We start from the raw sequence: 23,765 nt of genomic DNA, 5'->3' as shown, positions 1-23,765 counted from the left end.
TGAGACATCCTTTTTTCGATTTTTCGAGGTGCCCACCAGTAACAATATGAGGTTGTCCAGCATAGAGGGGTTTACTGGTCCGCTCATAGTTATTGTCATAACTCTCCAGTCGTCTTAGAGTTCCAGATTGACGACTGTGACGATCCTTACGAGTTTTCGTTGATTCACCCTTCCCTTCTAATTCGGCAATATTCTTTTCTAAGGTTTGGAGTGATTTAGCAGTGGATTTCTTTTGCTCTTCAATGTCAATCTCGGTTCCCTCTTTACTTCAATACCGGGTTTCTATAGTGCAATGTAAGAATAGCTGGTACCGATTCCAGGGAAATTCCGGGTCATAGAACTCCGGAGCGAGTGAACTATCAGACTTAGTGCTAGCGACCAGTCCTTCACGCTTTGCTCGCTTCTTTGCAGCTTTTCGACGGCGTACAATTCTGTTTTCGTTTTTCTTGTACTCTCTCCAAATCAACGTTGCCGATCTCACTAGAAATAAAGCGGACGTATTTTCGTCTGTATTCTTGTCATACACCTTGCGCTCTTCTAGAGCCTGCCAAACAGCATGAATATGACGGTAATCACCAGCGACTTCAAAAGCATATTTCTCGTCAAAGCTTTTGAAACAGACGCAGACTCGCTTTCGAGGTTCGGTGTTGGAGCTTTCCTTCCCAACTTGTAAGTTCTTGGCTCTTAACTTCTCAGCCTCAGTACCCCTAGAGGTCTCTTCTTCTGCTTGTAAATCTTCCGTCTGAAATCTTGCAGGTTCAGCCCAGATGAAGTCATCACTACTCTCAAACAGAATTGGATGGGGCATGAAAGTTTGCTTCTTGAGTAATGCTGATTCTATTGAATTCCACTCAGTCTCATCTTCTATGACACCAATTGATGCAACTTCATCCAGTATGTCCTTACCCACCCACGGGCGTCCCTTCGGTAGACGGCTTTGCAATTGTTTCTGGAGGATCTCGATTTCTTTTTTCTTGCTATGAATGCGATCGCTCAGTTTTTTGATATCTTTTTCGGTTTCATCACTTTTGATTTCAAATCTGTTTTTGATCAGGTATGCAACCGCACACTTCTCAAGTAAATCTTCTGTTGCACGGTGTTTGTCATACAGGACTTTATAGATTCCTCCCTCGATCGCTTTCTTACTTTTTTTCTTCTTACTCTCCTTAACAATCTGGGCATTTACTTCGCTCAAAACTCCTTTCGCCCTATTACGTATTACATCCAACTCACAACCACTGGTCGCTGTCAACTCAACATCTGTTTTCAGAACTTCAACGGAATGAAGGAGTTTGTTTACCTCCTCCTGACAATGACAGAATCTACATGATCTGAGCCAACCAGGATAATGTAACTGTCTCCGGGGCTTTTTGGGGACAGTAAGCGTTTTGTAGTTTGGTAAACAACCGAAAAATTTTAGTTCATTTATACTATAGTACTAGAGTATTAAATTGGTGGGTGGCACAGTTAGCGGTACAGCTAAATTAAGCCATCACCAATATTATTTGAGAACAGGAGAATTCTTGTGTTTAAGCAATTTTCGATCGCAGCAATTCAGCAAGAGCTTACGAAGCTAGAGACATTGAGGTATGAGCAGTTGAAAGGTCTTTTAGAAAAATTGGAATGTCAAAAAAAGAGACTACCGATTGAAGATCATCCAATCATCGATTGGGGTATCAGTCTTATAAAGGTCAAGATGAAAGAAGAGGAGAAGTTGAAGAATAGGATGAGTGAATCTAGTGCATATTTTGCTTCTAAATATCGTGACTATTCCAGCTTTATGCTTTCTTCGAGATGGGACAATCTAAACTTGAGCATCCAAAAAGATCTAAACTTCCTTTATGACTCAGGACTGAACTGTTTGGATGAAATTTTAACGAAGAGTTGTACAGAAGATGAAAGATTTCTTGTTTACACAACTCACTTTAAAGCTTATTTATTCCGTTTTTGCAATGAGCAAAGGGGAGGGTTAGTATTTCAAAAAATAATTGGCGGGTATATAAGTCACTATAGTGATGCTTATTACCAACAAGAGCAGAAAGTTTCACAACTTGCTAGTCAACTTGCACAATACTTAACGCAAAATTAGCATTAAAGAGCTATGCTACTGTTTCTAAGCAAGATCTTCAAATAAGAAGGTTTTTGAATGTGAAAAACGAATTTCTCGGGTTGCTAATAGCTTATTATAAATCCGAAAAATTCTTTCGAGGCTTATTCTTGATAATTTGAACTCTTTTTGCGTTCATCTCAGAATTATATACAGACTCTCTTGCGAGAACGTCTCTGATCATTGTAATTAAATCTTCTGTTCCAGGCAACTTACTTAATGTCGCTATAAGAAGGTTTATTTGAATTTGAAAAATACTATCCATCCGCTCATTTGGATCTGTTGCTATGAGTTTACTTGGGTGTTCTCCAGCAATAGTCACTTCCTGATTTAAGCTCAAAATAATTCTTTCTTTAAAGTCTTTATCCAAGTTAACACTATCAACCTTAGCTTGAAAAACCCTAGATTCGGCTTCTTCTAATAACCTTAGATGGCTCTCTTTGAATCTTCCAACTTTAAATTTGTTAGCCTCATTTAAAGTAACTTTTACTCTACTTAAAAGCTTCTCAAGCGTATGCAAATTTTCTTCCGAAAAAGATTCCGGTTTTTTTTCAAGTTCTTCAAGTACTTGGTTTATTGTGATCTTTAGTAACTCATGCTCCAACCAGCTTGTATATGCCTCAACGCACTGTAAGCGTTGAACAAGTACTGGATTTGTTTCTACAGTCTCCGAAATCATCAGAATTAAGTCTTGTTCTAGTTCTCGTTTTACTTTTTCTTTCTCTTCTTGCTTTAAGATCTCAGTGAGAATATCTTTTACTGCAAAAGCTGCAAAAATAGATGCGATCGCGAATATTACAGGAAAAGAAATTTGTCCAAACAAGTCTCCCTTCCAATCTGCTTTCAACTTGTCTATTTCATCTTTTACAACTTTTTCTGCTTGCTCTTGTGCTTCTTGCTTAATTTGCCCATCAATGTAACCTTTTGCCAGAATAGAGTTTGGGTTTTCAGAAACTGCTTTTTGCCGAGATGAGGTCTTCTGCTGTGTAGTGATCACCTTGTTCACTTCTTCCGCTATTTGTTTTTTTTGCTCTTCTGTCAAAGACTGATTTGTTTGATTGGTATTCTGTGGAGATGTGTTTGAAGGCTTAAAAAGAAGGAAAGTAATCAGTATGATGATAAAGAATGATAAATAAATAGAGATCGGAACGATGAATAGCCACAACCCTTTAGAAGACAAGGTAGTACGAATTATATTTAGTATCTGATCAGGATGCTTCAAGAAATTTGTTTTTTTCTCTCCTATCTCTAGGTCTGTTTTTCTTTGGTTTGCTGCTGTGTTTATTTTTTCTGGTTGGTTTAGACTCTCCGACATTTTGCCACCTCAAATTGACTGATCAAAAGTTTGAACAATTGCTTTTAGCATCTCTATTTGATCATCAGGGATCTCCTGAACTCGCTTAATCATAAGAGATGCTGTTGCCCTAGTGACCTCAATCTCCTTAGCAAGCTTGCGAGCACTGATATTGGGATTCGACTTGCATAGCAGTAAGATTGCTTGAAACCATTTTCTTAAATCGACATGGGTTTTATGAAACAATGTGCCGACAGTCACGCTATATGAAGTAAAGCAGCTATTACATCTGTACCTATGTTCGTTTTTATACACGCTTGCCTTGGTTGAACCACAGTATGGACAGGTTGGGATTCCATTCCAGCGAATGTTCTCAAGACAGGCTAAACACTCCTCATGAGTCTCAAGCATGGGAAGCTACTCAAAGTTTGAGCAATTGAGGGACAAAAGCTCAAACTACAGGAAGAAACCCACTATCAGGAGAACATCCGTAAACTACATGAAATCATATAAGTAGCGATATGGCGGTTTTGCTACTTTTAGTACAAGATTTTTTTTACAAAAATATAAAGAGCCGCGTGTTTGAAAAGGTCAACACTCAATCAGAGCAGCTCAACTTTTTTGATTTGGCAACTGCCTGTTTTGCTAGTCAGGACTTTTCACTTCGAGATGACTGGGCGAAGCGGGAGGAACGTCTCAAGCAGCATCGGGTCTTACAGACCGTAAAAGAGACTGATTACATTGCCTGTGTGGCACTGGTCGCTACTTATCATCAACGCCAACAGGCAATCGCAGCAGGCACCCCTACCCAACAACTACCCGCAGTCGCTTGTAGCCGGGAGGAAGTGTTGGATCTTTCGCTGGCGGACTACCAGAAGTACGCTGATCAAGTCGTTGTAGGCTACGAGGAAGCAGCACGGTTTTTGTATGGACAAAAAATCCAAACGGCTGAGAATTTGCCATACCAGATTCAGTTGGTTGCTCTTGCGGCAATCCTGGCTGTCGTAGGTTACCCACAGGATCGGGTGCGGGCGAAGCTGGAGCAGTGGTTCTGGTGCGGGAGTTGTGCAGCTCTATATACCTCCTGGCACGAACGTCGTGCCTCACGAGATATGGTAGAAGTCCCTATCTGGTTAAACGGGGGTGGGGAACTACCCAACACTGTCCAAATGGCACATTTGCAGGCTGAACGGCTCTTGCTTGTGCGACGGCGGCATGGAGCAGTTTATAAAGCTATCAATGCTTTGCTGCGGAAAAATGGGGCGATCGACTTTGCGGCTGGTGAGGCATTGGCAGAGATTAATCTGTTCAACGACCCGATTGACAGCCACCACATTTTTCCTGTGGCGTACTGCAAGAAGCAAGGGATTGATAAAGACCGATACAACAGCCTGGTGAACCTGACACCCCTGTCCCGATTATCCAACCAGAAAATTGGTGGAAAGGCTCCAAGCCAGTACTTGCGGGTATTAGAAGCAGAAGGGATCAGTCGGCGACGGATGGACGAGATCCTCAGATCTCATTTGATTGAACCAGAAACTCTGAGAGCAGACGACTTTGAATCCTTCTTGAGCAAACGTGCCTACGCTTTGATGGATTTGGTGAATCGTGCAATGGGCAAGACATCAACAGGTGGGCTGATGGAAGTTGCTTCCACCCCAACTTCCAAACGGGCAAGTGCTTGATTGTCCTATGATCCATAACTGGGATAGCCCTTATGTCTCAATCTCTGGAAGATTACCGATTTGCATTAGTGGAACGGGCATTACGGATCAGGGACAGTGACAAACCGCCAAACTGGTATTTGCCTGAAACAGTGCGATTTGCAAAGGATGCAACAAATTTCCTGTATTTACTGCTGAAAAGCGCGATCGCGGCAGATGTGCCATTGATACCACCACAAAACCAAACGATATCGCAATCCTCCTCTATTCAGGAACTGCGATATCAGTGCTGTGAACTGGCAGAGAAACTGTATCAGGCAGAGTTAGCCCAGCAAATACTGGTGGCGCTGGAGTTAGTTGGACACATTGCTCGACTGGTTCGGTTGGAATCTGAACGCGCTCAGCAGTTTGCTAAAACTCGTGGGATTCATCCTTATTTGGGTAAACGAAGTTAGCAGACCGTTCCTACTGTTGAATTACCCCAAGGTTTTGTACGACTCATGTTCAAAAAACGCTCACTCCTATTACCCTGCAAACGATATTTAGTTAGCTCTCTATTCCTGGCGAGATTACTTGGAATCAATAAGTTCTTGTTGTTTCAAGGTATCTTGCCCTATAGCAAAGCATTGAAAATCCAAAGTTGTCTATTGAATCTGTGGATGCTAGAGCAGAAACGACTGTGCGCTACTACATTCAGAGTATTGGAAGAATCGTTTGCTGATGGTAGCGTCCCTTCAGATGCTGATTGCCTGGAATATTTCCAAGATTTGAAAACCTTGGAAGCAGAAGGTCGTTATGATTGTGTGCTCAACCAGTTGTACCTACCTCGGAATGAATCCCTTGAAATCAATCACGATGAGTATTCGACTCCCGATCGCAGCCAACTTTAGTAATTCCTGGAAATATTCCTGGAAATTTGGAATGTAGGCATTCTGAGGCTTCCACAAATCCCCAAAAAGTTTGTGGGAGCAGGTTTGAGAGGTAGGGGGGATCGGTTCCAGAAAAATCTGGATTGTTTTCTCTGCTGTTCCTACAGGTTTTCCAGGATTAGTCAAACAATGGTTTTCAAGAATTATCGGAATTATAGTTTTCAGAATTTTTAGGATAAACAACCGCGTGGTAATCACGCTCCTACTCCTTGTGCAGTGGGATTGGAATAGCCTTGATGACTTGATCGCAAAAATATTAAGCGTACTGAAATAGAACACCTATACTCTCCCATCCATGCAATGGAATAGCGGTTTGCTTCCAGCATGGCTAACTACACATTTACTGGAGAGTTAGTTGTGGGTACTTATTACGTTTTCATCAAGGAAACCTATTACAGACCTGTAAAAATCGAGGCTGCAAGCAAAGAGGATGCTGTTGATCAGGTAGCAGACGATCGCGGAGCAGCGATGCCAATTGAGTTTCACTCTACTGGGCATTGGTCAGAGTGGTTGGTGGAGGACGAGCAGGGAGTTCGGTATCAACATGTGGTCGGGGTGGGTTACACCCGCCTCTAAATACGCCTCTAAACGGTACAAGTTTTTTAGAAGCGAAAAATTATCCCTTCACTGTCCACACCTTGAATACACTCTCATTCAGGAGAATTTTATGGAACTTGTCCTCCGGGCTGTGCCTGTGCATCGTGGCTTGCTGAGTGAACATCAGAGCTATGTTGCCAGTTTGCTATTTGGTGATATTGCCCGACTATTAGATGTTGGCTGCCTCTACGTTCCAAATGATCCAGAATTACCAGACTTTGCCCAACGCAAACCCAATCCAGTCAGGGTAAAGACGATCGCCCAGTATATTCTGGACACCTATGAAGATGGCAGCACCTTCTTTCCAGCCATCTGCCTCAACGTCCAACCGCGACCGATCTATCGGGATGGTAGCATCGTGCTACCCTATCACTCCGTAAGCTTGCGACTAACCGATGGGCAACACCGCTGTTTTGGAATTCGTCAGGCGCTCAAGAATGTAGAGGATGATCCAATCAAAGCTGCTGCTCTGGCTCAGTTAGAACTGGGAGCTTTGATCTACGCTGGGCTACCTCTGGAACAGGAGCGACAGGCATTCCGGGATCAAAACTTGCTGGTACAGCGTCCGAGCGTGTCTTTGGCTCACACCTTTGATCAGCGATCGCCATTGGTGCTGATTGCGAAAAAGCTGTTGGAGCGAGTTCCACAATTTTATAACAATGTGGAAATGGTTGAAAACGGACTTGGGAAGCACAATCCTAAACTGATGACGTTTTCAACTTTGGTGACTGCCACCCAACATATGTTTCCAAATCTGAAGTCAAAGAAGGATTTGGAAGCTCGTGCTGATTGGGCTATGACATTTTGGGCAGCCGTTGGTTGCACACTCCCCGACGATCCCTGGAAAGTGGTTAGTAAGAAGGAGCGCGATCGCCAGCGGCAGGAGGTTTTAACGGTGACAGCCGTTGTAATTCAGGCTCTGGGACTGGTGGCACGCGATTTATATATTGAGGGAGTTCCTGATGAGGACTTGATGAAGCGACTATCCAGGTTACGGGAGATCAACTGGCATCGGGAAGACCCCTTCTGGCGAGAACGGGGGGTAACGCAAGTCGGAGCAGAGGTGATTCTATAGAAGGAAGTACGAAGTCTACCAATAGATCTACGCCACACATAGTTTTACACTCCGTTTGATTAACTGAACTTTATTAATCGAGAATTGTCCAATCCTGTACCAGTTATGGTCGTAAACTGATACCACCTTATTAACCTCGCTGAAACCACCAATCCATCCGCGATAAACTCTGCCAGCTTTTTCAGCTTGTACGAAATCACCGGAACGAAATATCCAGGGTGTAATTGTGCCGCCCTTGCGTTTACGAATTCCGCCCTTACTAAAATTCTCGAAATGCAACTGCCTTCTGAACAAATTGGGTCGGGCGATCACTCGAAAGGGAGAAGGTGTGATTCTGACGAGTCCAACCCAGTGGTGTCCATCTTCTCGCAATCGATGGAATGATTGGTATTTCACAAATTGACTACACGCTAAAGCGATCCCATCAACCGCATGAGTTTGTGGGGACTGAATAGATTTATCAGCCTTTATCTTCACCAGTCCCAAGTGATTGCGGAGGTTAGAAGTTTGCCAACCCAATTTAGTGACAACTGGAGCAAGTTTCTCTAGCCACTCCAGCATCACTTTTTGACCCACCATGACTGGACTGAATGACTTATCTCCCCGCGCCTCAACGTACTCATAAACGATGGTTGAAACTGGAAACAGCCGCATCAGTTCTTTGACAATTCGCAACTCGAACTCACGATTGGCACGAATTGAAGGCACTAACTTTTTTTGTCTGCGGTTGTCAAACCGTTGCTGTCGATGCGCTCTGAGTCTGAAGGCAACTTTACGGTTGATGCGTCTACCTCTTCTGGCGCGTCTAAGAATGCGCCGACCCGTCATCTTTTTAGTCACAGCAGGGAAAGGCAGAATCAGGTGAGCAGTCAATAGGGTGAACTGGCTTGACTGAACTGCAATACCTGAAAACTTCTTGCCGGGGTCAATACCAACCACGATAAGAAACTGTTTGTAAATGTTAGTTAAGCAGTTTTCGGTTTCCTCGTTCGACGATTGTTGGTTAATCGCCTGAGCATTAACCGAATCATGACGACATAAATCATGCCTTCATGATTTTCAGGCAAGGTTTCATAGTCTCGGGTCAGTGCTCGGGCATTTTCTAACCAACTCCAAGTTCGTTCGACAATCCAGCGCTTGGGTTCTAGTTGAAACCCTTGGGCACCCTCTGGACGCTGACTGATTTCCACTTCGACGCTCCGCTCTTCAGTGTCAAACGCATTGCTAATAAGAGTTTTCAAGGTTCCGCGATACCCTTTGTCTGCCAGCACTTTAGCAATCCACTCATACATCTCTAGCACCCACATCAGCACTGCTGGTGCGGCTTTGACATCGGCTACATTAGCTGCACTAACGTAGCACCCCAACACCAATCCCAATACATCGACCACAATGTGGCGCTTGCGTCCTTTCACTTGCTTGTTGCCATCAACCCCTTGCTCCTCCCCCCTTTTTGTCCGAGTTTGACGGACTGACTATCGATGATGGCCAAACTAGGTTGAGCCTCACGCCCCTCGCTGACCCGCACCTTCTGCACCAGGACTGTATTGATTTGCTCCCAAATGCCTAATCGAACCCACAACCGAAAGTAGCCGTACACTGTTTGCCAAGCGGGAAAATCGCACGGTAAACTCCGCCATTTGACCCCGTTATCGGCTCGGTAGAATATCGCGTTCAACACATCCCGTAAGTTCACCTCCCGGTCTTTGCCAAGCACCTTTTCACCCGGTAGAATCGCCTCTATTTGCTGCCATTCCTCGTCTGTCAGGTCACTCTCGTAAAACGGTTGGCTCATTGGTTCAATCATGATGAGATGGATTGTTCAGGTATCGCTCATTTCATTTCCTACGAAACATCCCCTTCACATCTATTTACAAACAGACTCTAAGTTGAGTGTTGCGGCTAGAAGGCTCTTGGAATAAACGCACCTGCTTGATGTTGAAGTCATTGCTGACCCACTCTGCTTTGCCAGAATCCACCCATTTTTGCGCCCTGCGGAACAGTGTCGGCATCAGTGGCGTAGAATCTGGGGCAAGGACTGGAATTCGGGCATTGGGGTTCATGGAGATAATCCAAAAACAACTTGTTCCTTTGATCAGCGCAATCAGGATGTCCTTTCTGCAAGCACTCTGAGCCAGAGAGTTTCTACATAGCCCGACTTAGGAAAACGGTCGGTAGTATGTGCCAGATTGCGCCTCTTGATCTAGTCAGGAGTTACCCGTGAAACCTGGCTGTCTCACGCCCCCATCTGCTGAGGGTTCTTGACAACACGCGAACCACTGTAAATGCTTGTCATCGGGTACTACGTGAGTGTGTAGGGAGCGTTTTCACTAAACGTACTACTCCTCATTTTTTCTTTGTGCATCAAACATAATTTGATATTTTGCATTGGGTTTTAGGTGACAAAGAACTTTCATGTGAGCTTCTGCATCATTACGGCGACGAAATCGCTGAACGATGATGGTACGGGCGTTTGGTAAGAGCCGAATAATACACCAGGGATGAAGTTGATCGCGGTAAGGCATTGGATAAAAAAGCATAGGAAAGTTGAGCGACTGCCACTTGTGCATCGCATGAACGGGTTTTCAGCAGATTTTTCAGCAGCAAAAAACGCTACTCATGCCTGAGCAGGTAAATCTTTGCTCTGTTGTTGAGATGTCTGTGTAGAAGATTTCGTAAAATGGCAAACTGATAGGGTGCAGCTAACTCTCAAGGTCTTTCACCCGTTGAGTTGCTACCACTTCCCTATTCGTGCCACTAAAAGCGTAAATCAATTTACGAAAACCGTCAACCATTTTACCCATAATGACAAGCAAGCCCGAACGATCGCCATTAATGAGACTCAGAGTACAACGCTTTTTGACTCAACAGCAGTTGGCGGATGCGTTAGGAGTAACTGAGACAACAGTGAGGAATTGGGAGGCAGGGCGATCGCAACCTAAACTAACCCCTGCTCAGTATAAAAAACTACTTGAGATTTTACAGATCACACCGGATGAGCTACCGGATGAATTTGGGACACCTGGCGGGCAAAGTGAACCATAGTTAAGGGCTGAATTATGGGAACTCTAAAGAAAACTACTCTTTAGGGAGCAATCTACTATGCCAATTACGCCAATTAGTGCAGCTTTGACTCAGAGCGATCGAGACGCTGTAATGACTGCTGTGGCTGCGATCAAAGCAAAGTTACCATTTTTAGTTGATCTGACAGCCGACGAGCGTAAAGCATTACCCAAGATGGGAGATAAGAGCCGAGCCTTTGTCAGTAAAGCATTGGAGGTGGCAACCCAGAATCCAGACTTCCTACCAAGATCTTTTGACCTGGATGAGATGCGGAAGGATGTGCAATTGTTTGAAGCCTTGTTTCCGTTGTTGATGTCACTGACACAATTACAGGAATTGGTAGACGATACCTGTTTAGCAGTTGGCAGTGAAGCCTATGCTTCAGCGTTGCAGGTTTACAATTATGCAAAGGCAAGTGGTCAGGGTTCTGGTTTAGATTCTGTCATTGGCGAAATGGGGCAACGATTTGTCAAGAAACCCCGAAAGCCCAAATCTCAAAGCACATCAGCCGTATCTTGAGATCTCCGACTCGCGTAAAAAGGCTGACCATTTGGCTAAGAAGATTCATGATTCAAGCTCGGAACTCGATCGGTCTACTGTTGAAGTCAACTATTTGAGTTCTGAGCTTCACAATTTGAGTTCAAAGGTCAAATTTTCAAGCTTGGAAGTCAAATTTTTGAGTTCAGAAGTCAAAATTTTCAGCTTAGAGGTCGAATTTTTGAGTTCAGAGATGCAAACTTGAAGTTTAAAACTCAAATCTTGAGGTTCAAAAGTCAAAAACTCCTATTTTGGACTTGAAAACTGAATCGTCACAATTAACCCTTATTCCAATGATGGCGACTACATCTCAAACCCAAATCATCTTTCCTCAATCCTCCAGCGAACAAGGGTATGCGTTTGAGTACCTCCTCCTCCGCTACTTCCAACAAATTCGAGGAAGTACCATAGAACATTTCTCGACGTACAAACACGGTAAGGATAAGAAGTGGTATCAGATTGATGGTTTATTAGTGAATAATAAACGTCAACTTCTAGAAGCGAAGTTTTATCAAAAGCCTGTTGGGTGTAGAGAAATTGATCCAGATGAGCGTTTGCAAGCAGCAAAAGCCTTTGATTGTGATGAATTACTCCTGGTTTCCCTCAACGGCTTCAAAGATGATGTGCGATCGTGGGCAAGTTCTGTATCTCTGCCTGTACGTTTTGTTGAATGGAATGAGATTAGAGAAGATGTCTTAGAAAGCTTTGAGGGAACATTCACTGTATTACTAGATCAAGTTCTGTTAGAAGAAACAGTAGCAACTAGCTTCTCTAATCCAAAAAGTAAACTGTCGTTTAGCAATCAACTCAATGCAAGCTCCATTGCAGGATTTCCAGAATTCTCTGTTTACTCTGATTCTGTTGAACTCTGGTTGCGTCGTTTGCGTAGATTGGCAGATTGGCAAGAACAGTTAACAAACGGACAATTTCACTACCAGAACGCTTTAGAGACTGTTCGATTACTTCCTGATAAGGATAGTTATCTCAGCTTAGAAGAAGCTTGGCGAATTGAAGAGGCTTTTTCTGGCTATGCAGCACGAACTTATGGGGCTGTAAGAGAAACTGCACAAGCATTGAGAAATTTAGGGGGGTCAGCAGTTCTGAAAGCAGTTGTGCAAGAAATTCATCTTTCCTTTCAACAAGACCGCAGACCAGACAAACGAACAGGTGATAGTGGTGTAAGAGACTCACTGAATGCTTTAGCGTTTATGGCACTCGTACAACGTCCTGTGCAACGGGGAGATGGTTATACCTTGACTCCACTAGGTTGGGCATATGTCAGAGGTGATGAACCTGATGATCAAATCTTCAGGGAACGACTTACTGAATGGCTACCGTTTAGATACTTCAGATTAGCGATCGAAGAATATCAAGTTCCACTAGATAAGAGAAGCATTATTGAATGGTTTCAAACTCAATATGCACCGTATGAGCCTTATGCAAGATGTCTCTTCAACGCTAATAAAGTTGATGGTTTGATTACTTGGTATAAACAACTTGGATTCTAAATCTGACAATTAGAATTTGTATAAAAAAACATTGCTTAGAAGACTAAATTCATGAAATAAGAGAGACTAATTTCTGTTCATACAATTCTCGCCCTACTAACGTTGCCAGATCGGGTCTACCTGCGTCAATCAGGGCACGATCGCGAATCCGGCAAGAGTCGCACAACCCACAGGGTTCATCCTCGCCTTGATAGCAAGACCAGGTGAGGTGAATGGGAACACCCAGTTGTAACGCACGATGCACGATATCTACTTTGGAATCCATAACCAGTGGAGCCACAAGCTTGGGGACGTGCCCTTCTAATCCAGCCTTAGAGGAGAGGGTTGCAAGATGCTGAACAGCTTCTAGGTACTCCGGTCGGCAATCAGGATAGCCAGAATAGTCTACGGCATTAATTCCTAAGTAAATTGCTTCCGCTCCTTTGGCTTCCGCCAAGGAGAGAGCGATCGCCAAAAAGACCGTATTCCGCCCCGGCACATAAGTAATGGGAATCACACCAGGCTTCACACCGTCAGTCGGCACATCCACAGCTTGGTCAGTCAAGGCAGAACCGCCCCACTGCGCTAAATTCACATCCACCACAAAGTGTTCCTTGATCCCCAAATGCTCAGCCACCCGCTTAGCAGCAATGAGTTCGCGGTCGTGCCTTTGTCCGTAATGGAGCGATAGAGCAATCAATTCGTAACCATCAGCGATCGCCTGGGCAGCAGAGGTTGATGAATCCAGACCACCAGACAATAAAACAATAGCTTTGGGAGCACTCATAGTTCACCTCACGGTAAAGGGTAATTAGCTGGGCGATCGCCAGATAGGTTGTACGTCACTTTCAAATTGGTAAAGTTTGCGGCAAAGGTGCCCGATTTCATCACTGCGAGGTTGTCCGATTTCTCCGAAGGTTTCTTGCTCCATGTTCTCGCTCATTTGGTCATAAGGATCGCTATCCTCGTGGTTGTCAGCCCAATATTCCAGGGACGCAAGGATGATGGAAAGTTCGCGTGGGGATAGTTCAATTTGAGCCACTCGCTTTCACCTCTCTATCGAATGTTGGTGAACTTATGGGTTTGTAAGCTAATCCGCCATTCGGGATGACTGAGAACGTACTCGAAGATTAGCGAGTAGCTATCAGGCGTGCCCCATTCTGGTTGGAGCAACTTAACCGCATGAGTTGGAATTCTGGCACCGTGCTCCTCCGCCCATATCAAATCAGAGCGGTTGGCAATTACAACCTTCAATTCGCTGACCTGAGAATAAATACTTGCGTGAGGTGGTTTGGATGGCTTAGGAGAGAACGTGACCCAGTCAAAACTGCCACTAAATGGGTGTGCGCCGGAAGTTTCCAGATGCACTCGCAACCCTGCGTTTCTCAAACCAGAACTGAGGCAGGAGAGGTCGTGCAACAAGGGTTCGCCACCTGTGATCACAACGATCGCCGGATTTGCTGCTTTAGCTTCTGCAATCAGGTTCGTTGGATGGCGTTGGGGATGGCGATGAGCATTCCACGAATGTTTGGTGTCGCACCAGGGGCAACCCACGTCACAGCCTGCCAAGCGAATAAAGAAAGCATTTGTACCTGTCCAGGCTCCCTCACCTTGAACGGAGTGGAAGGTTTCCACCACTGGCAAGACCGCCGAGGCTGTTTTAGAGGTTGAGGTCGTGGGGATCAGGCTTGTCATAATATGCTACTTCGTAGATGCCGCAAGGGTTGCTCCTAGTCGTCTTCATACTCAGCCCAGGAATTGGGGGTTTCAGACACGGCGACCTTGAGCTTTACATCCGAGGGCAATTGCTTTTTCGTCTTTTCGTAGATATATTGAGCAATCATCTCGGCAGTCGTTTCATAGCCTTCAGGGAGAACTTCGTTCAAAACAGAGTGGTCAAGCCCCCCTTTGAGCAGGTCTTGCTTTGCCCAGCGGAGTGTGCGGAAGTCCGCTACCATAACGGGATGGGGACAATACTCGGAATCGTGAAGCTGGCTAGAAGTAGCCTCCATGCGAACCCGATAGGTATGCCCATGCATCCGTCCACAGGGACCGTCATAATCCCGAATGTAGTGGGCAGCATCGAAGGTAAATTCAGTCGTCAGTTTCCACTTGGGCATGGGGAGCTATCCGATCGCTTATAAACCAGTGGATCTTAGATCCGTTCCACATCTAGCGGCATAAGTCTTAAATTTATATCATTCCACCCTAAATATAGAATCAGTGTTAATGAATATTCTAGATGTGCCCTCTCAGCCTTCTCCTACACGGATCAGGGTATGAGATGAGTTCTATATTAGTTCATTTGTCCTATAAAAGTTTCTCTTGACTTGCCAAATGGCAAGTTGAATCTAAAAATTTAGGTTTGAAGGAAAAAGCAGGTATTTCTCCTTCCAAGCTGGTCATGTGCTCCACCGCGCGGAAACTTTCTCCAAGGTTTAGAAGGTGCTGAGAGATCTTGAAATCCATATTTCAGATAGATAAAAGTCTCCCTGTTGCTCCAATTCATAATCACCTAGCAGCAAGGCTAACCATACTTTGACAAGCGTCATCTGTGGGTCATGCCGCTGTAGTCTCTGGCAGAGTTGGGAAAATGTCACTTTTAACGTGGATGATTGGACCCATTCACCTAGCTCTCGGGAAATTGCCTCTATCCAAGCAGATACGTCCTCGTCGTGGGCGATCGCTAACACCTCCTGCACTTGTATGAATTCATCGTCAGAATCCACACAAGCCAGTAATCCGTCCTTCTCCCCTTCCCCCGCAGTTGAAGCTTCTGCAACCTCTTGAGAAGATCGCTTGCGTTGAAACGGCTTCGGTTGACGTGTCAGTTCAGACAGGTCAAGATGCATCGTTTGCTGTATCAGCTCGTTGAGCCAATCCTCTGCAATGAGCGGTTCTGCCTCAACATCTGTCTCCTCCCAATCACTCAACCACCGCATTGCTCTTTGGTGATGGAGATCCGCTAACTGGGCGATCGCCCATCCACCCAACCTGAGCTGGTCAATTTTCGACATCTGTCGCAGAACGGGTTCTACATTTTGCCACAGTTGATTCAAATTAGCTTGTTCTGGCTCAACTAATGCTTGCTCAAACAACTTTCGGATCGCTATTTCTGTCTGAGCAAACATAGGGAAGTTCCTTACTTTGCCTTTAAAGGACAGGGTGCGATCGGGCACTCACAAGGTTCTAGACGGATCGGTGGCTCAAACTCCGTAATGCCGTATCGCTCCTTCAACGTTACCAAAACCTTTTGCAGGTAGGACTTCACCTGCCCATTGGTCATACCCATGCAGTGGATTGGCTCGGTTTCTGCCAGTTTGTCTGATCCTCTCCATACCGTTACGGCTACTGCATGAAGATGAGCGTCTTTCCTTGCCTCCCGGTAAAGGTAAAGTAGCCCGATCTCTGGAAACTCAACTGGAACAGCGATTTTATCTGTTTCCGAGACCGTTGGTTCCTGACGTTGAGACGGCGATCGCTTCCCCCGTCGTTTGGCATTACTTTCAATTCGATGACGGTAGTGCGATCGCCGTCGATGACAGCGTTTAGGGTTCCAGCAATCATCACCCGACTCACCGTGAAGTTGTTGAGCTTGGGCGACTGAAAGCTGGCTACAGTGCAGACATTTTGCCTGGGTAGGGCGTGGCATCCGCTTGGGCGCTGAAGTACAGGTTTATAGCGTTAGTTTTTGTGTAGTACAGATAATTATAGTTATTTGGAGTAGACTTAGGGAAATCTGAGCTGACTACCGCAAATCAAGCCTTCCAGCACTGCTCTATTTCAACAACGGGATCAACACGATGGCTGAAGCTGAGCCAAAATTCTACTTCTACGACAAAACGGCTCTCGAAGCTTTTCCTGTCCCCGCTACTCCTGTTGATCTCCGATGGCAGCGTGTGGAGGAGTTTCTGCAAAGCCGAGAGTTTGCGCCAAATACTCGGAAAGCTTACGAGCGGGAGCTGCGGCGGTTCGCCAATTGGACAGAGAAACCTTGGCACGCGATTACTGCTCAGGATGTCGATCGCTTTAAGAGGTTTCTGAAGGAGGGGCGATCGCAAGACACACCGACTGATAATCCAGGAGCAGGGAATCCTTTGAAAGCGGCTTCAAGTAAACGTGCTTTGGCAGCACTGCAAAGTTTCTTCAAATGGTTAAATAGCCGGGATTACATCAGTAAGAATCCGACCCTTGTAATTGAGAAGCCCAAACTAGAGCCGTTGCTCTCTAAAGAACTGAAAGCTTCTGAAGTCAGAGACTTGCAGAAAGCGCTGGAAAATCGGGGAGAGACAGAAGCGAGAGACACAGCGCTCTTAGCTGTGCTTGAACACGGACTCAGAGCTTCCGAGATTGCGGCACTTAACATTGAAGATTATGACGGAGTGAGGCTGCTTATTCGACGGGCAAAAGCAGACAGTGTGGGTGCTGTCCCTCTGCTTCAACCTGCTCGGAAATCCTTGGACGCTTATTTAGGATGGCGTTTACGGCAGGGTTTACCAGTTACTCCCAATTCGCCGCTATTTCTCTCAACTTCTAATAACAGCAAAGGGCAGCGACTGAGCTATTGGGGAATTTACAAAATCATGAAGGATCTGGCACAGGCAGCAGGGGTTGAGGACTTTCATCCTCATCGTTTACGGCATACCTTTGGAACCAAGTTAGTGCTGAAAAAGATGGACAGCACTTTGGCACGACAGTTAATGCGGCACAAATCTGAGGCAAGCTTTGAGCGATATACTCGGCGGGCACTAGAGATTGAGGCAGAAAACCAGTTTTACGAGGTCTTTGGTGAGGAACATCCTGACGGGGCGATCAAGCATGGATTAAACGAGTAGCTCAACGCCAATTCAGCGTAATAGTGACCTTTAGACGAGAAATGCTTTCCCTACAAAAATCTCGCGATCGCCCTCCTGAACAAACACATAGACAACAGAAGAATCGTTGGGATCAAACCGAACATTGACCAAGTTTCCGATGTGATTTTCTAGCTTGTCCTCTCCCCTATAATGTTGATGGTTAAGTTTCAGCAGTCGATGTTCAAAAAGCTTACGAGTGCATATTCTCATCACTTCGGCAGGGTCAACTCAGTGACTTCGGCACTGGATTCTCACCCAACTTCGGCAGGGTTAATTTCGTCTGCTTCGGCCGGTCAATTTGTTGTAGATCAGATCGCATGTGAGATCACCTTTGCTCCAAACGATAACATGATCCCTCTCTGGCTGAATTAGGCGATGGCATATTCAGCCGTATCGGGTTGAACCGAACTGGTTAACTTTCGCATCGACTCTCCTTTGAGAGACAGTCTCAGCGCATCGTGAACAATGCGGTCGAGCATAGCATCAGCCAGGGTGGGGTCTTGGATTTGTTGATGCCACTGAGAAACGGGGAGTTGGGTCGCAAACAAACAAGCCGCTTTGCGATAGCGTTCGTCCAACAGATCGAGTAGATCGCGTGCCTGTTCCTGGGAGAGAGGATCGCGCAACCAGTCATCGAGGATGAGCAGGTTGAAGGTGGCTAATTGTCGTTTCCACTTAGGCAATGATCCATCTGCTTTGGCAAGTTTTAATTCCAACAAGAGGTCTGCGGTTCTGAAGTAGCGCACACTGTGTCCCTGCTGACAGAAGGCGTCTGCCAACACCGAAGCCAGGAAGGTTTTGCCCACACCTGTGGGTCCGACAAGGATCAATTGAAGGTGTTGGTGTAACCATTGTCCCTGTGCCAACTCCAGAAACTTCACCTTGCTCAAGCCACGAGCGACGTTAAAGTCAATGTCATTCAAACTGGCAGTGGTCGTCAGTTGAGCTTGCTTGATGCGGCGTTGCAACCGTTGCTGGGCACGTCGCCAGTGCTCACGTTCCACCAACAGTGCTAGTCGTTCATCGAAACTGAGATCGTGATAAGTGCTGCTGGTCTGTTGCTCACTCCAGGCTTCGAGCATCCCGACCAGGCGCAAGGCTTTGAGTTGTTCAATCGTAGACGGATTCATCATGAGAATTGATCCAATGAGAAATAGTTAGGAATAGTACTGAGCACCCCGGACGTTTGCATGTTCAACAACCGGAACGACTGGATTGTCATCCGCCAAGGGTTCTTTGTCCAACTGGGTTTGCAGCATGGAGCGGATGCGACGCAAACTGACAATGCCAAACACATTCGCCCGATGACAAGCCGCTTCCAGCCGCGCCGTGCCATACTGCGTTGCTAGAGACTGCAAACCTCGCACGGTACGAAACGCCTGCTCTTCATGGTCTTTGCGTTCAAACATTGCCTCCACCTGGCTTGTCGTGTGGCGTCCGACCTGTTGCGCCCAGGCTAAAAAGCGTTCTTTCGACTGGCGTTTGTAGGCCCAATGTTCAGGCGGCATATGGTCGGGTAGCGTCGTGTGGCGATGGGGCAGGCGGCAGCGTTCGTGGGCAGCAATCCGCTTGCCATCGTGAAAGATTTCGACCATTTGCTCAGACACCTTGACTCGCACTTCGTGCTGCACAAACCAATAGGGGACGGAGTAATAGTGCTTTTCGACCTCAATGTGATAGTCCAGGTTGACCTTCGCTGTCTTCCAGTGGGCAAACGTGAAGGGTTGAACCGGTAAAGGAGAGAGGGCAGGTTGGTCTACTTGCTCAAACAATACCCGTCGCGACACCCCATAACCGGGCATCGTCCGCTCATTTAACGCCTTCAGCCTCTGGGCAATAGCAGCATTAAGGTCGCTCAGTGTGCTGAATTGCTCGTGCCGCAACGGTGCCAGCACTTGTCGTTCTACCTCCTGCACTGCCTTTTCGACCTTGGCTTTGTCACGCGGTTTGTACGGTCGAGCCGGAATAATGGCGACCCCATAGTGCTCGGCGAACTCCTGGTAACTCGGATTAATGCCCGGTTCATACCGACAAGGGTCGGTGACCCCGGACTTGAGGTTATCCGGCACAATGCACTGCGGCACACCACCGAAAAACGCTAGTGCCCGCTGGTGCGACCCAATCCAGTGCGGTAATTCCTGCGTAGGTGTAGCTTCGGCGTAGGTGTAGTTGCTCGCTCCCAAACAGGCGACAAAGATTTGGGCTGCCATCACTTGTCCGGTTTCCTTGTCCTGCATGGGCACCGTCAGCCCGCAGTAGTCCACAAATAGCTTGTCACCTCCCTTGTACACCTGCCGCATCGACAACTGGTGCCGCACCCGCCACTGGTTGTACCAGCGGCAAAAAGTGGCGTAGCTACAGTTCCATTGTCCTTTGTCCAGTCCCTCCTGCCACAGCAGAGCTAGCGTCACGCCTTTATGCTGTAATTGGGCATCTACCGCACTAAAGTCAATCGGTTCCGCCCGCTGTTCGGGGTTCTGTCTTCCTTTGCCCAGCGCCGCTTGCGCCTCACTGTCACTCAACTGGGTCAACTCGGTATAACTCAGGTTCTTGGCAGTGGCGCGACGAATGTAATCTTGCACGGTTGAGCGTGCCACCGCACAGCTTTGGGCGATCTGGCACTGGCTATAGCCCAGATCGTGAAGTCGCAAGATCTCTCGAAATTTTGCCACAGGCAGTAATCCTCCTTGTTGCTTCCGTTTCATATCCCCGCTACCTCCGCTTGTCGTTGACAGCGAGTGTAAAGGGGGTGCCGAAGTTTGTGAGAATTACCTGCCGAAGTTCGTTGGGAATGGGGTGCCGAGGTTTGTGAGAATCACCCGCCGAAGTTCAGTGAGAATCACCTGCCGAACTTTGTGCGATTTTGCAACGAGTATGAACTGGTAGTCGATGCAACTCAGAGGTCTCCTCGTTCAGCCCTATAGATTGCTTCCGAGAACTTGGCTCCCATCGTTGCGGTTGCCTTTGCTCAGCCGTCTTCAGACTTGATTCCTTGTCCGAGTAATCTGCTATAAAATGCTGAAGCTGGTGGTTCAATTCCTCTGAAGTGAAGGTTCTGATTTTTTGGGGGGACGATTCAGATGGGTTCTGGCGATCTTTGCTTAAATATCCAGGTAGTCTTGAAAGCAATTTCCAATCAACATCCTCAGAGTAATCGCTCCAAACTGAGTGGAAGTTATGCTGAGATTCTTCTTGTGAAAGAATTGCATTGTTTACCATTAGAACTTGAATTGCAATGTTTGGCTGCATTGCAAAACTCACTACATATGTTGAAAAGAGATCAATGGCTATGGCTATCAACTGACGGCGAAATTCACCGCTAGTCCCTTCTAAACAAGCGGCCAATGCAATAATTGCTTCAACTGGCCAGTTATCGCCGTCTTGGGGATTCTCTAGCGACATAATGTACCTCTACTTAAGGGTACCTTCGTCGAAGGTTAAATAGTACGCCATGATTACGTGAGAATAGGGATCGATAACAGTAGTCAATCGAGGTCTTTCTGGATATCCCTGCTGATTAACAATAACAATGTCAATGCCAGAGCCGTCAATTTCGACGATTTGGTTATCGTGATTTTGCTCACTTTCGTTGCTGTTGTTGGTGTTCATTGTGCAATCAAATGGGTGTGTTGCATACAACTGATTTATCCATAATTAGGGCGTTGTTGCATGAAGAGGAGTTGCGGAGGGCGAGGCATGGTAAGTTTTAATCACCACAACCAAAACAAGCCATGAAACCTCAATACCGCATCCGCAACTGGTCTGAGTATAACGCTGGACTGAAGCAACGGGGAAGCCTCACCTTCTGGATTGAGGAATCGGTTCTGGAGCAGTGGGTGGTCGAAGATTTGAGCGGCAAACCAGGTGCGTCTGTCCTCTATAGTGACCTTGCGATTCAAACGATGGCGACTGTCAAAGCGGTCTATCGCCTGGCTGGACGACAGTGTCAAGGATTTCTCGAATCAATTTTTGAGTTGATGGAAATTGACTTGCCTGTGCCTGACCACAGTACACTATCACGGCGAATTGGGAACCTGAGCATTGACTTACCGATTGTGCCGAAACCGGGTGCTCGTCATGTGGTGGTCGATTCGACTGGGGTAAAAGTCTATGGTGAAGGGGAATGGAAAACCCGTCAGCATGGGGTGAGCAAGCGTCGGACTTGGCGCAAACTGCATCTAGGGGTTGATGAAGCTACGGGCGAGATTGTGGCAATGGTCGTGACAACCAATAATGTGGCGGATGGAGAAGTGCTAGAAGACCTCCTGGAACAGATTGAAGGGGAAATTGAACAGGTTTCAACCGATGGTGCTTATGACCATCGCCATTGCTATGACGAAATTGATGCCAAAGGAGCCAAAGCCGTGATTCCACCGCGCAAAGATGCCAAAATCTGGCAGCATGGTAATCGCAAAGGCAAGCCCCATGCGAGAGATGAAAATCTGCGTCACATCCGCAAACATGGACGCAAACGCTGGAAGCAGGATTCTGGCTATCATCGCCGCTCCATTGCCGAAACCACCATGTTTCGCTTTAAGACAATTTTTGGTGGCAATCTCAGCGCGCGTCAATTTGACAATCAAGCGGTGGAACTGTTCATCAAATGTGCTGCGCTCAACCGGATGATCCAGATCGCTAAACCTGATAGCTACAAAGTTGCAGCTTAATACCAGGACGACCTTAAGGCAGGTCTGGTCGTTTTTCTAATCATGCAACAAAGCCCATAATTAGTAGAACTGTTATGGATAAACCAGATTTCATTGCCAATCTTAGTTAAGACATCGGAACTGCGAAGGCGTGTCCCAGTATTCCGTCTAAACAATCTAAAATTTGTTCAGAGGGAATACTGGGTTGATTGATTAAGCCATATTTCCAACGCTGTGATCGAGTTTGATGTCGTGCTTTCAGGGAGAACTGTTGATTGTAGTTATCTACAATGTAACGCCCTACAAGTTGCTCCAGTTGTTGCAGATCCAAATACGATTCGTAGCCAACTAGAGGTTGTTGAGGAATTCCAGTGAATTCAGGTATAAGTGAAAAGCAGCTATCATTACCTGCCCTATCAAAACCCTCTACTGAACTACCCAGGGAAGAAGATACACGCTGGTGGAACTGACATCCTAAATGATGAGTGATTTGATCAAGAGCAGAGGGATCAAGATCACTCGCCATATCAATAACGATGCCTTCAGGAATACCATGAATCTCCCAATCACAACGGGTTTCATACTGCACCTGAAGTTTCTTTGGTAGCATCGCATGGCGCAACACTGTGAGAATTGAAGCATCAGAGCTTACATTGAGTTTATAGCCCGCAATGCATCCTGAGTACAAGTCACCAACTACATAGAGAAAGGGATTGCAGACTTGGTCGTTAGCAACCTTGACAGGAATATTTAGCTTCGCACGCTCTATTACCCACAGTTGATTACTATGGGTGATATGCACATTGTTGTCATTAGTCATGAATACTTTTGCCTCCATCAAATATTAAGTCCAGTAGCGATTCGTTGACCGCATAATAGATCATTTGTACTAAAATCGCTACATCTTTTGATGAAGAAACAATTTATCGTGGAGCAGAAATTTATATTGCATTGATAGAAGGTCGTTACATCTTCTTGGCTCGTCCCTGATAGGAGATCATTTCAGAAAATAACTTACCGCAGTTGGAGCATGCACCCTCTTCCCACTCTGCTGGTACACTAAAAGATTTTTTGCACTGAGGGCATTTCGATAATAAATACAATCCGTGGCGATCGCAGGCATTGACTCCCTTAAGCTGCCATTTGATGAGATGACAAGGGCTTTCTACATAGCAGGCAGCACATAGACAGATTGTCTTAGGAGGTTTCAGAGCTTGGACTGGAGATGGCAACATTTGAGCGAGTCGATCAGCACTAACCTCAACAACTTCTGCTAACACTTCTAGTTCCTGTTTGGTAGGAAACAAAGGTTTCAAATACAGTTTCTTCCAACGTGAGACTCCAGCTTTGATGCCAGTTACACGCCCGATCTGGTATGTCGTCCAAACATTGGCTCGTTCAAAACGACCCAAAAAGTGACTGATACTCTCTCCCGGAAAAGGTTCAACTCGCTCTAATACAATCTCATGCTCTTCAATATGCATATATTGTCTACCCAATCAGTGAGTAC

At 46.1% G+C, this 23,765-nt stretch carries 29 protein-coding genes; 11 read left to right on the top strand and 18 right to left on the bottom strand.

Annotation, left to right across the window (positions count from 1 at the left end):
- Positions 1-268 precede the first annotated feature (268 nt).
- On the bottom strand, positions 269-1,429 hold the full coding sequence (gene cas12k / locus ACN4EK_RS14240; RefSeq protein WP_431658635.1) for a type V CRISPR-associated protein Cas12k: 1,161 nt from the start codon (positions 1,427-1,429) through the stop codon (positions 269-271).
- A gap of 96 nt (positions 1,430-1,525) precedes the next feature.
- Between cas12k and ACN4EK_RS14235 the strand changes: the two genes are divergently transcribed.
- Entirely contained in the window at positions 1,526-2,089 is a 564-nt protein-coding gene (locus tag ACN4EK_RS14235; protein WP_431658613.1) for a hypothetical protein, read from the top strand.
- Between the two features lie 94 nt (positions 2,090-2,183).
- On the opposite strand, the gene ACN4EK_RS14230 is transcribed toward ACN4EK_RS14235, so the two are convergent.
- A complete protein-coding gene (locus tag ACN4EK_RS14230) occupies positions 2,184-3,422 on the bottom strand; it encodes a hypothetical protein (protein ID WP_431658612.1) in 1,239 nt (412 codons plus the stop codon).
- A gap of 9 nt (positions 3,423-3,431) precedes the next feature.
- Positions 3,432-3,812: a transposase gene (locus ACN4EK_RS14225; RefSeq protein ID WP_431658611.1), complete on the bottom strand. Its 381-nt coding sequence runs from the start codon at positions 3,810-3,812 to the stop codon at positions 3,432-3,434.
- A 167-nt stretch (positions 3,813-3,979) separates the two neighbouring features.
- Between ACN4EK_RS14225 and ACN4EK_RS14220 the strand changes: the two genes are divergently transcribed.
- From ACN4EK_RS14220 to ACN4EK_RS14200, 5 genes are all read left to right on the top strand, one after another.
- Positions 3,980-5,086 carry a hypothetical protein gene (locus tag ACN4EK_RS14220; RefSeq protein WP_431658609.1) on the top strand — a complete coding sequence of 369 codons (1,107 nt, stop codon included), beginning with the start codon at positions 3,980-3,982 and terminating at the stop codon, positions 5,084-5,086.
- A gap of 32 nt (positions 5,087-5,118) precedes the next feature.
- Complete coding sequence (locus tag ACN4EK_RS14215) at positions 5,119-5,520, top strand: hypothetical protein (RefSeq protein ID WP_431658608.1); 402 nt, start codon at positions 5,119-5,121, stop codon at positions 5,518-5,520.
- Positions 5,521-5,724: 204 nt separating this feature from the next.
- Complete coding sequence (locus ACN4EK_RS14210; protein ID WP_431658607.1) at positions 5,725-5,955, top strand: hypothetical protein; 231 nt, start codon at positions 5,725-5,727, stop codon at positions 5,953-5,955.
- A gap of 363 nt (positions 5,956-6,318) precedes the next feature.
- Positions 6,319-6,570 (top strand): hypothetical protein, encoded by a 252-nt coding sequence (locus tag ACN4EK_RS14205; protein ID WP_431658605.1) that lies wholly within the window; start codon positions 6,319-6,321, stop codon positions 6,568-6,570.
- A gap of 91 nt (positions 6,571-6,661) precedes the next feature.
- Positions 6,662-7,666, top strand: coding sequence for a DNA sulfur modification protein DndB (locus ACN4EK_RS14200; RefSeq protein ID WP_431658604.1), 1,005 nt, complete (start codon positions 6,662-6,664; stop codon positions 7,664-7,666).
- A gap of 27 nt (positions 7,667-7,693) precedes the next feature.
- On the opposite strand, the gene ACN4EK_RS14195 is transcribed toward ACN4EK_RS14200, so the two are convergent.
- Genes ACN4EK_RS14195 through ACN4EK_RS14185 form a run of 3 tightly spaced genes read right to left on the bottom strand, consistent with a single transcriptional unit; the run spans position 7,694 to position 9,473 of the window.
- Complete coding sequence (locus tag ACN4EK_RS14195; RefSeq protein ID WP_431658602.1) at positions 7,694-8,605, bottom strand: RRXRR domain-containing protein; 912 nt, start codon at positions 8,603-8,605, stop codon at positions 7,694-7,696.
- A gap of 26 nt (positions 8,606-8,631) precedes the next feature.
- Positions 8,632-9,081, bottom strand: coding sequence for a transposase (locus ACN4EK_RS14190; RefSeq protein ID WP_431658601.1), 450 nt, complete (start codon positions 9,079-9,081; stop codon positions 8,632-8,634).
- Entirely contained in the window at positions 9,078-9,473 is a 396-nt protein-coding gene (locus ACN4EK_RS14185; RefSeq protein ID WP_431658600.1) for an IS5 family transposase, read from the bottom strand. Before ACN4EK_RS14185 ends, ACN4EK_RS14190 begins: the two co-directional genes overlap by 4 nt.
- A gap of 998 nt (positions 9,474-10,471) precedes the next feature.
- On the opposite strand from ACN4EK_RS14185, the gene ACN4EK_RS14180 reads away from it, so the two are divergent.
- The 3 genes from ACN4EK_RS14180 to ACN4EK_RS14170 all read left to right on the top strand — a co-directional run bounded on the left by ACN4EK_RS14180 (position 10,472) and on the right by ACN4EK_RS14170 (position 12,774).
- The gene (locus tag ACN4EK_RS14180) at positions 10,472-10,711 is read left to right on the top strand and encodes a helix-turn-helix transcriptional regulator (RefSeq protein WP_431658599.1); all 240 of its coding nucleotides are present in this window, start codon (positions 10,472-10,474) and stop codon (positions 10,709-10,711) included.
- Positions 10,712-10,768: 57 nt separating this feature from the next.
- Complete coding sequence (locus ACN4EK_RS14175; protein ID WP_431658598.1) at positions 10,769-11,248, top strand: hypothetical protein; 480 nt, start codon at positions 10,769-10,771, stop codon at positions 11,246-11,248.
- 311 nt (positions 11,249-11,559) lie between these two features.
- On the top strand, positions 11,560-12,774 hold the full coding sequence (locus ACN4EK_RS14170; RefSeq protein ID WP_431658597.1) for a hypothetical protein: 1,215 nt from the start codon (positions 11,560-11,562) through the stop codon (positions 12,772-12,774).
- 49 nt (positions 12,775-12,823) lie between these two features.
- On the opposite strand, the gene queC is transcribed toward ACN4EK_RS14170, so the two are convergent.
- The 6 genes from queC to ACN4EK_RS14140 form a co-directional block, all read right to left on the bottom strand.
- Positions 12,824-13,540, bottom strand: coding sequence for a 7-cyano-7-deazaguanine synthase QueC (gene queC, locus ACN4EK_RS14165; RefSeq protein ID WP_431658596.1), 717 nt, complete (start codon positions 13,538-13,540; stop codon positions 12,824-12,826).
- A gap of 24 nt (positions 13,541-13,564) precedes the next feature.
- Complete coding sequence (locus tag ACN4EK_RS14160; protein WP_431658595.1) at positions 13,565-13,795, bottom strand: hypothetical protein; 231 nt, start codon at positions 13,793-13,795, stop codon at positions 13,565-13,567.
- A gap of 14 nt (positions 13,796-13,809) precedes the next feature.
- Positions 13,810-14,448, bottom strand: coding sequence for a 7-carboxy-7-deazaguanine synthase QueE (locus tag ACN4EK_RS14155; RefSeq protein WP_431658593.1), 639 nt, complete (start codon positions 14,446-14,448; stop codon positions 13,810-13,812).
- A gap of 35 nt (positions 14,449-14,483) precedes the next feature.
- Positions 14,484-14,873 (bottom strand): 6-pyruvoyl trahydropterin synthase family protein, encoded by a 390-nt coding sequence (locus tag ACN4EK_RS14150; protein ID WP_431658591.1) that lies wholly within the window; start codon positions 14,871-14,873, stop codon positions 14,484-14,486.
- Positions 14,874-15,191: 318 nt separating this feature from the next.
- Positions 15,192-15,884, bottom strand: a complete 693-nt coding sequence (locus ACN4EK_RS14145; protein ID WP_431658590.1) for a hypothetical protein — start codon at positions 15,882-15,884, stop codon at positions 15,192-15,194.
- Between the two features lie 11 nt (positions 15,885-15,895).
- Positions 15,896-16,405, bottom strand: coding sequence for a hypothetical protein (locus ACN4EK_RS14140; protein ID WP_431658589.1), 510 nt, complete (start codon positions 16,403-16,405; stop codon positions 15,896-15,898).
- Between the two features lie 151 nt (positions 16,406-16,556).
- Here ACN4EK_RS14140 and ACN4EK_RS14135 point away from each other — a divergent pair, with 151 nt between their 5' ends.
- Positions 16,557-17,588, top strand: a complete 1,032-nt coding sequence (locus ACN4EK_RS14135) for a tyrosine-type recombinase/integrase (protein ID WP_431658588.1) — start codon at positions 16,557-16,559, stop codon at positions 17,586-17,588.
- A gap of 30 nt (positions 17,589-17,618) precedes the next feature.
- On the opposite strand, the gene ACN4EK_RS14130 is transcribed toward ACN4EK_RS14135, so the two are convergent.
- The 4 genes from ACN4EK_RS14130 to ACN4EK_RS14115 all read right to left on the bottom strand — a co-directional run bounded on the left by ACN4EK_RS14130 (position 17,619) and on the right by ACN4EK_RS14115 (position 21,011).
- Complete coding sequence (locus ACN4EK_RS14130) at positions 17,619-17,819, bottom strand: Mu transposase C-terminal domain-containing protein (protein WP_431658587.1); 201 nt, start codon at positions 17,817-17,819, stop codon at positions 17,619-17,621.
- Positions 17,820-17,977: 158 nt separating this feature from the next.
- The gene (istB, locus tag ACN4EK_RS14125) at positions 17,978-18,742 is read right to left on the bottom strand and encodes an IS21-like element helper ATPase IstB (RefSeq protein WP_431656493.1); all 765 of its coding nucleotides are present in this window, start codon (positions 18,740-18,742) and stop codon (positions 17,978-17,980) included.
- Positions 18,743-18,766: 24 nt separating this feature from the next.
- Positions 18,767-20,314 carry an IS21 family transposase gene (istA, locus tag ACN4EK_RS14120; RefSeq protein WP_431656492.1) on the bottom strand — a complete coding sequence of 516 codons (1,548 nt, stop codon included), beginning with the start codon at positions 20,312-20,314 and terminating at the stop codon, positions 18,767-18,769.
- Between the two features lie 124 nt (positions 20,315-20,438).
- Entirely contained in the window at positions 20,439-21,011 is a 573-nt protein-coding gene (locus ACN4EK_RS14115; RefSeq protein WP_431658586.1) for a hypothetical protein, read from the bottom strand.
- Positions 21,012-21,340: 329 nt separating this feature from the next.
- On the opposite strand from ACN4EK_RS14115, the gene ACN4EK_RS14110 reads away from it, so the two are divergent.
- On the top strand, positions 21,341-22,276 hold the full coding sequence (locus tag ACN4EK_RS14110) for an IS5 family transposase (protein ID WP_431655783.1): 936 nt from the start codon (positions 21,341-21,343) through the stop codon (positions 22,274-22,276).
- A gap of 106 nt (positions 22,277-22,382) precedes the next feature.
- Here ACN4EK_RS14110 and ACN4EK_RS14105 read toward each other — a convergent pair whose 3' ends face one another.
- Both ACN4EK_RS14105 and ACN4EK_RS14100 read right to left on the bottom strand, forming a co-directional pair.
- Entirely contained in the window at positions 22,383-23,075 is a 693-nt protein-coding gene (locus ACN4EK_RS14105; protein ID WP_431658584.1) for a hypothetical protein, read from the bottom strand.
- Between the two features lie 145 nt (positions 23,076-23,220).
- The gene (locus ACN4EK_RS14100) at positions 23,221-23,739 is read right to left on the bottom strand and encodes a TniQ family protein (RefSeq protein ID WP_431658582.1); all 519 of its coding nucleotides are present in this window, start codon (positions 23,737-23,739) and stop codon (positions 23,221-23,223) included.
- Positions 23,740-23,765 lie beyond the last annotated feature (26 nt).

The organism is Pantanalinema rosaneae CENA516, assembly GCF_050753385.1.
GTDB lineage: Bacteria > Cyanobacteriota > Cyanobacteriia > Leptolyngbyales > Leptolyngbyaceae > Pantanalinema > Pantanalinema rosaneae.
Note: the sequence above shows the minus strand (reverse complement) of the source record. Positions and strands in the feature narration are given on the sequence as shown.

Bases quoted from the DNA above. Each gene is read 5' to 3' on its own strand.
- ACN4EK_RS14180 (WP_431658599.1), top strand. From the start codon at position 10,472: ATGACAAGCAAGCCCGAACGATCGCCATTAATGAGACTCAGAGTACAA.
- ACN4EK_RS14215 (WP_431658608.1), top strand. From the start codon at position 5,119: ATGTCTCAATCTCTGGAAGATTACCGATTTGCATTAGTGGAACGGGCA.
- ACN4EK_RS14200 (WP_431658604.1), top strand. From the start codon at position 6,662: ATGGAACTTGTCCTCCGGGCTGTGCCTGTGCATCGTGGCTTGCTGAGT.
- ACN4EK_RS14145 (WP_431658590.1), bottom strand. From the start codon at position 15,884: ATGTTTGCTCAGACAGAAATAGCGATCCGAAAGTTGTTTGAGCAAGCA.
- ACN4EK_RS14105 (WP_431658584.1), bottom strand. From the start codon at position 23,075: ATGACTAATGACAACAATGTGCATATCACCCATAGTAATCAACTGTGG.
- istA (WP_431656492.1), bottom strand. From the start codon at position 20,314: ATGAAACGGAAGCAACAAGGAGGATTACTGCCTGTGGCAAAATTTCGA.
- ACN4EK_RS14135 (WP_431658588.1), top strand. From the start codon at position 16,557: ATGGCTGAAGCTGAGCCAAAATTCTACTTCTACGACAAAACGGCTCTC.
- ACN4EK_RS14230 (WP_431658612.1), bottom strand. From the start codon at position 3,422: ATGTCGGAGAGTCTAAACCAACCAGAAAAAATAAACACAGCAGCAAAC.
- ACN4EK_RS14100 (WP_431658582.1), bottom strand. From the start codon at position 23,739: ATGCATATTGAAGAGCATGAGATTGTATTAGAGCGAGTTGAACCTTTT.
- ACN4EK_RS14185 (WP_431658600.1), bottom strand. From the start codon at position 9,473: ATGATTGAACCAATGAGCCAACCGTTTTACGAGAGTGACCTGACAGAC.
- ACN4EK_RS14210 (WP_431658607.1), top strand. From the start codon at position 5,725: ATGCTAGAGCAGAAACGACTGTGCGCTACTACATTCAGAGTATTGGAA.
- ACN4EK_RS14140 (WP_431658589.1), bottom strand. From the start codon at position 16,405: ATGCCACGCCCTACCCAGGCAAAATGTCTGCACTGTAGCCAGCTTTCA.
- ACN4EK_RS14175 (WP_431658598.1), top strand. From the start codon at position 10,769: ATGCCAATTACGCCAATTAGTGCAGCTTTGACTCAGAGCGATCGAGAC.
- ACN4EK_RS14130 (WP_431658587.1), bottom strand. From the start codon at position 17,819: ATGAGAATATGCACTCGTAAGCTTTTTGAACATCGACTGCTGAAACTT.
- ACN4EK_RS14110 (WP_431655783.1), top strand. From the start codon at position 21,341: ATGAAACCTCAATACCGCATCCGCAACTGGTCTGAGTATAACGCTGGA.
- ACN4EK_RS14225 (WP_431658611.1), bottom strand. From the start codon at position 3,812: ATGCTTGAGACTCATGAGGAGTGTTTAGCCTGTCTTGAGAACATTCGC.
- queC (WP_431658596.1), bottom strand. From the start codon at position 13,540: ATGAGTGCTCCCAAAGCTATTGTTTTATTGTCTGGTGGTCTGGATTCA.
- ACN4EK_RS14170 (WP_431658597.1), top strand. From the start codon at position 11,560: ATGATGGCGACTACATCTCAAACCCAAATCATCTTTCCTCAATCCTCC.
- ACN4EK_RS14205 (WP_431658605.1), top strand. From the start codon at position 6,319: ATGGCTAACTACACATTTACTGGAGAGTTAGTTGTGGGTACTTATTAC.
- ACN4EK_RS14155 (WP_431658593.1), bottom strand. From the start codon at position 14,448: ATGACAAGCCTGATCCCCACGACCTCAACCTCTAAAACAGCCTCGGCG.
- istB (WP_431656493.1), bottom strand. From the start codon at position 18,742: ATGATGAATCCGTCTACGATTGAACAACTCAAAGCCTTGCGCCTGGTC.
- ACN4EK_RS14115 (WP_431658586.1), bottom strand. From the start codon at position 21,011: ATGTCGCTAGAGAATCCCCAAGACGGCGATAACTGGCCAGTTGAAGCA.
- ACN4EK_RS14150 (WP_431658591.1), bottom strand. From the start codon at position 14,873: ATGCCCAAGTGGAAACTGACGACTGAATTTACCTTCGATGCTGCCCAC.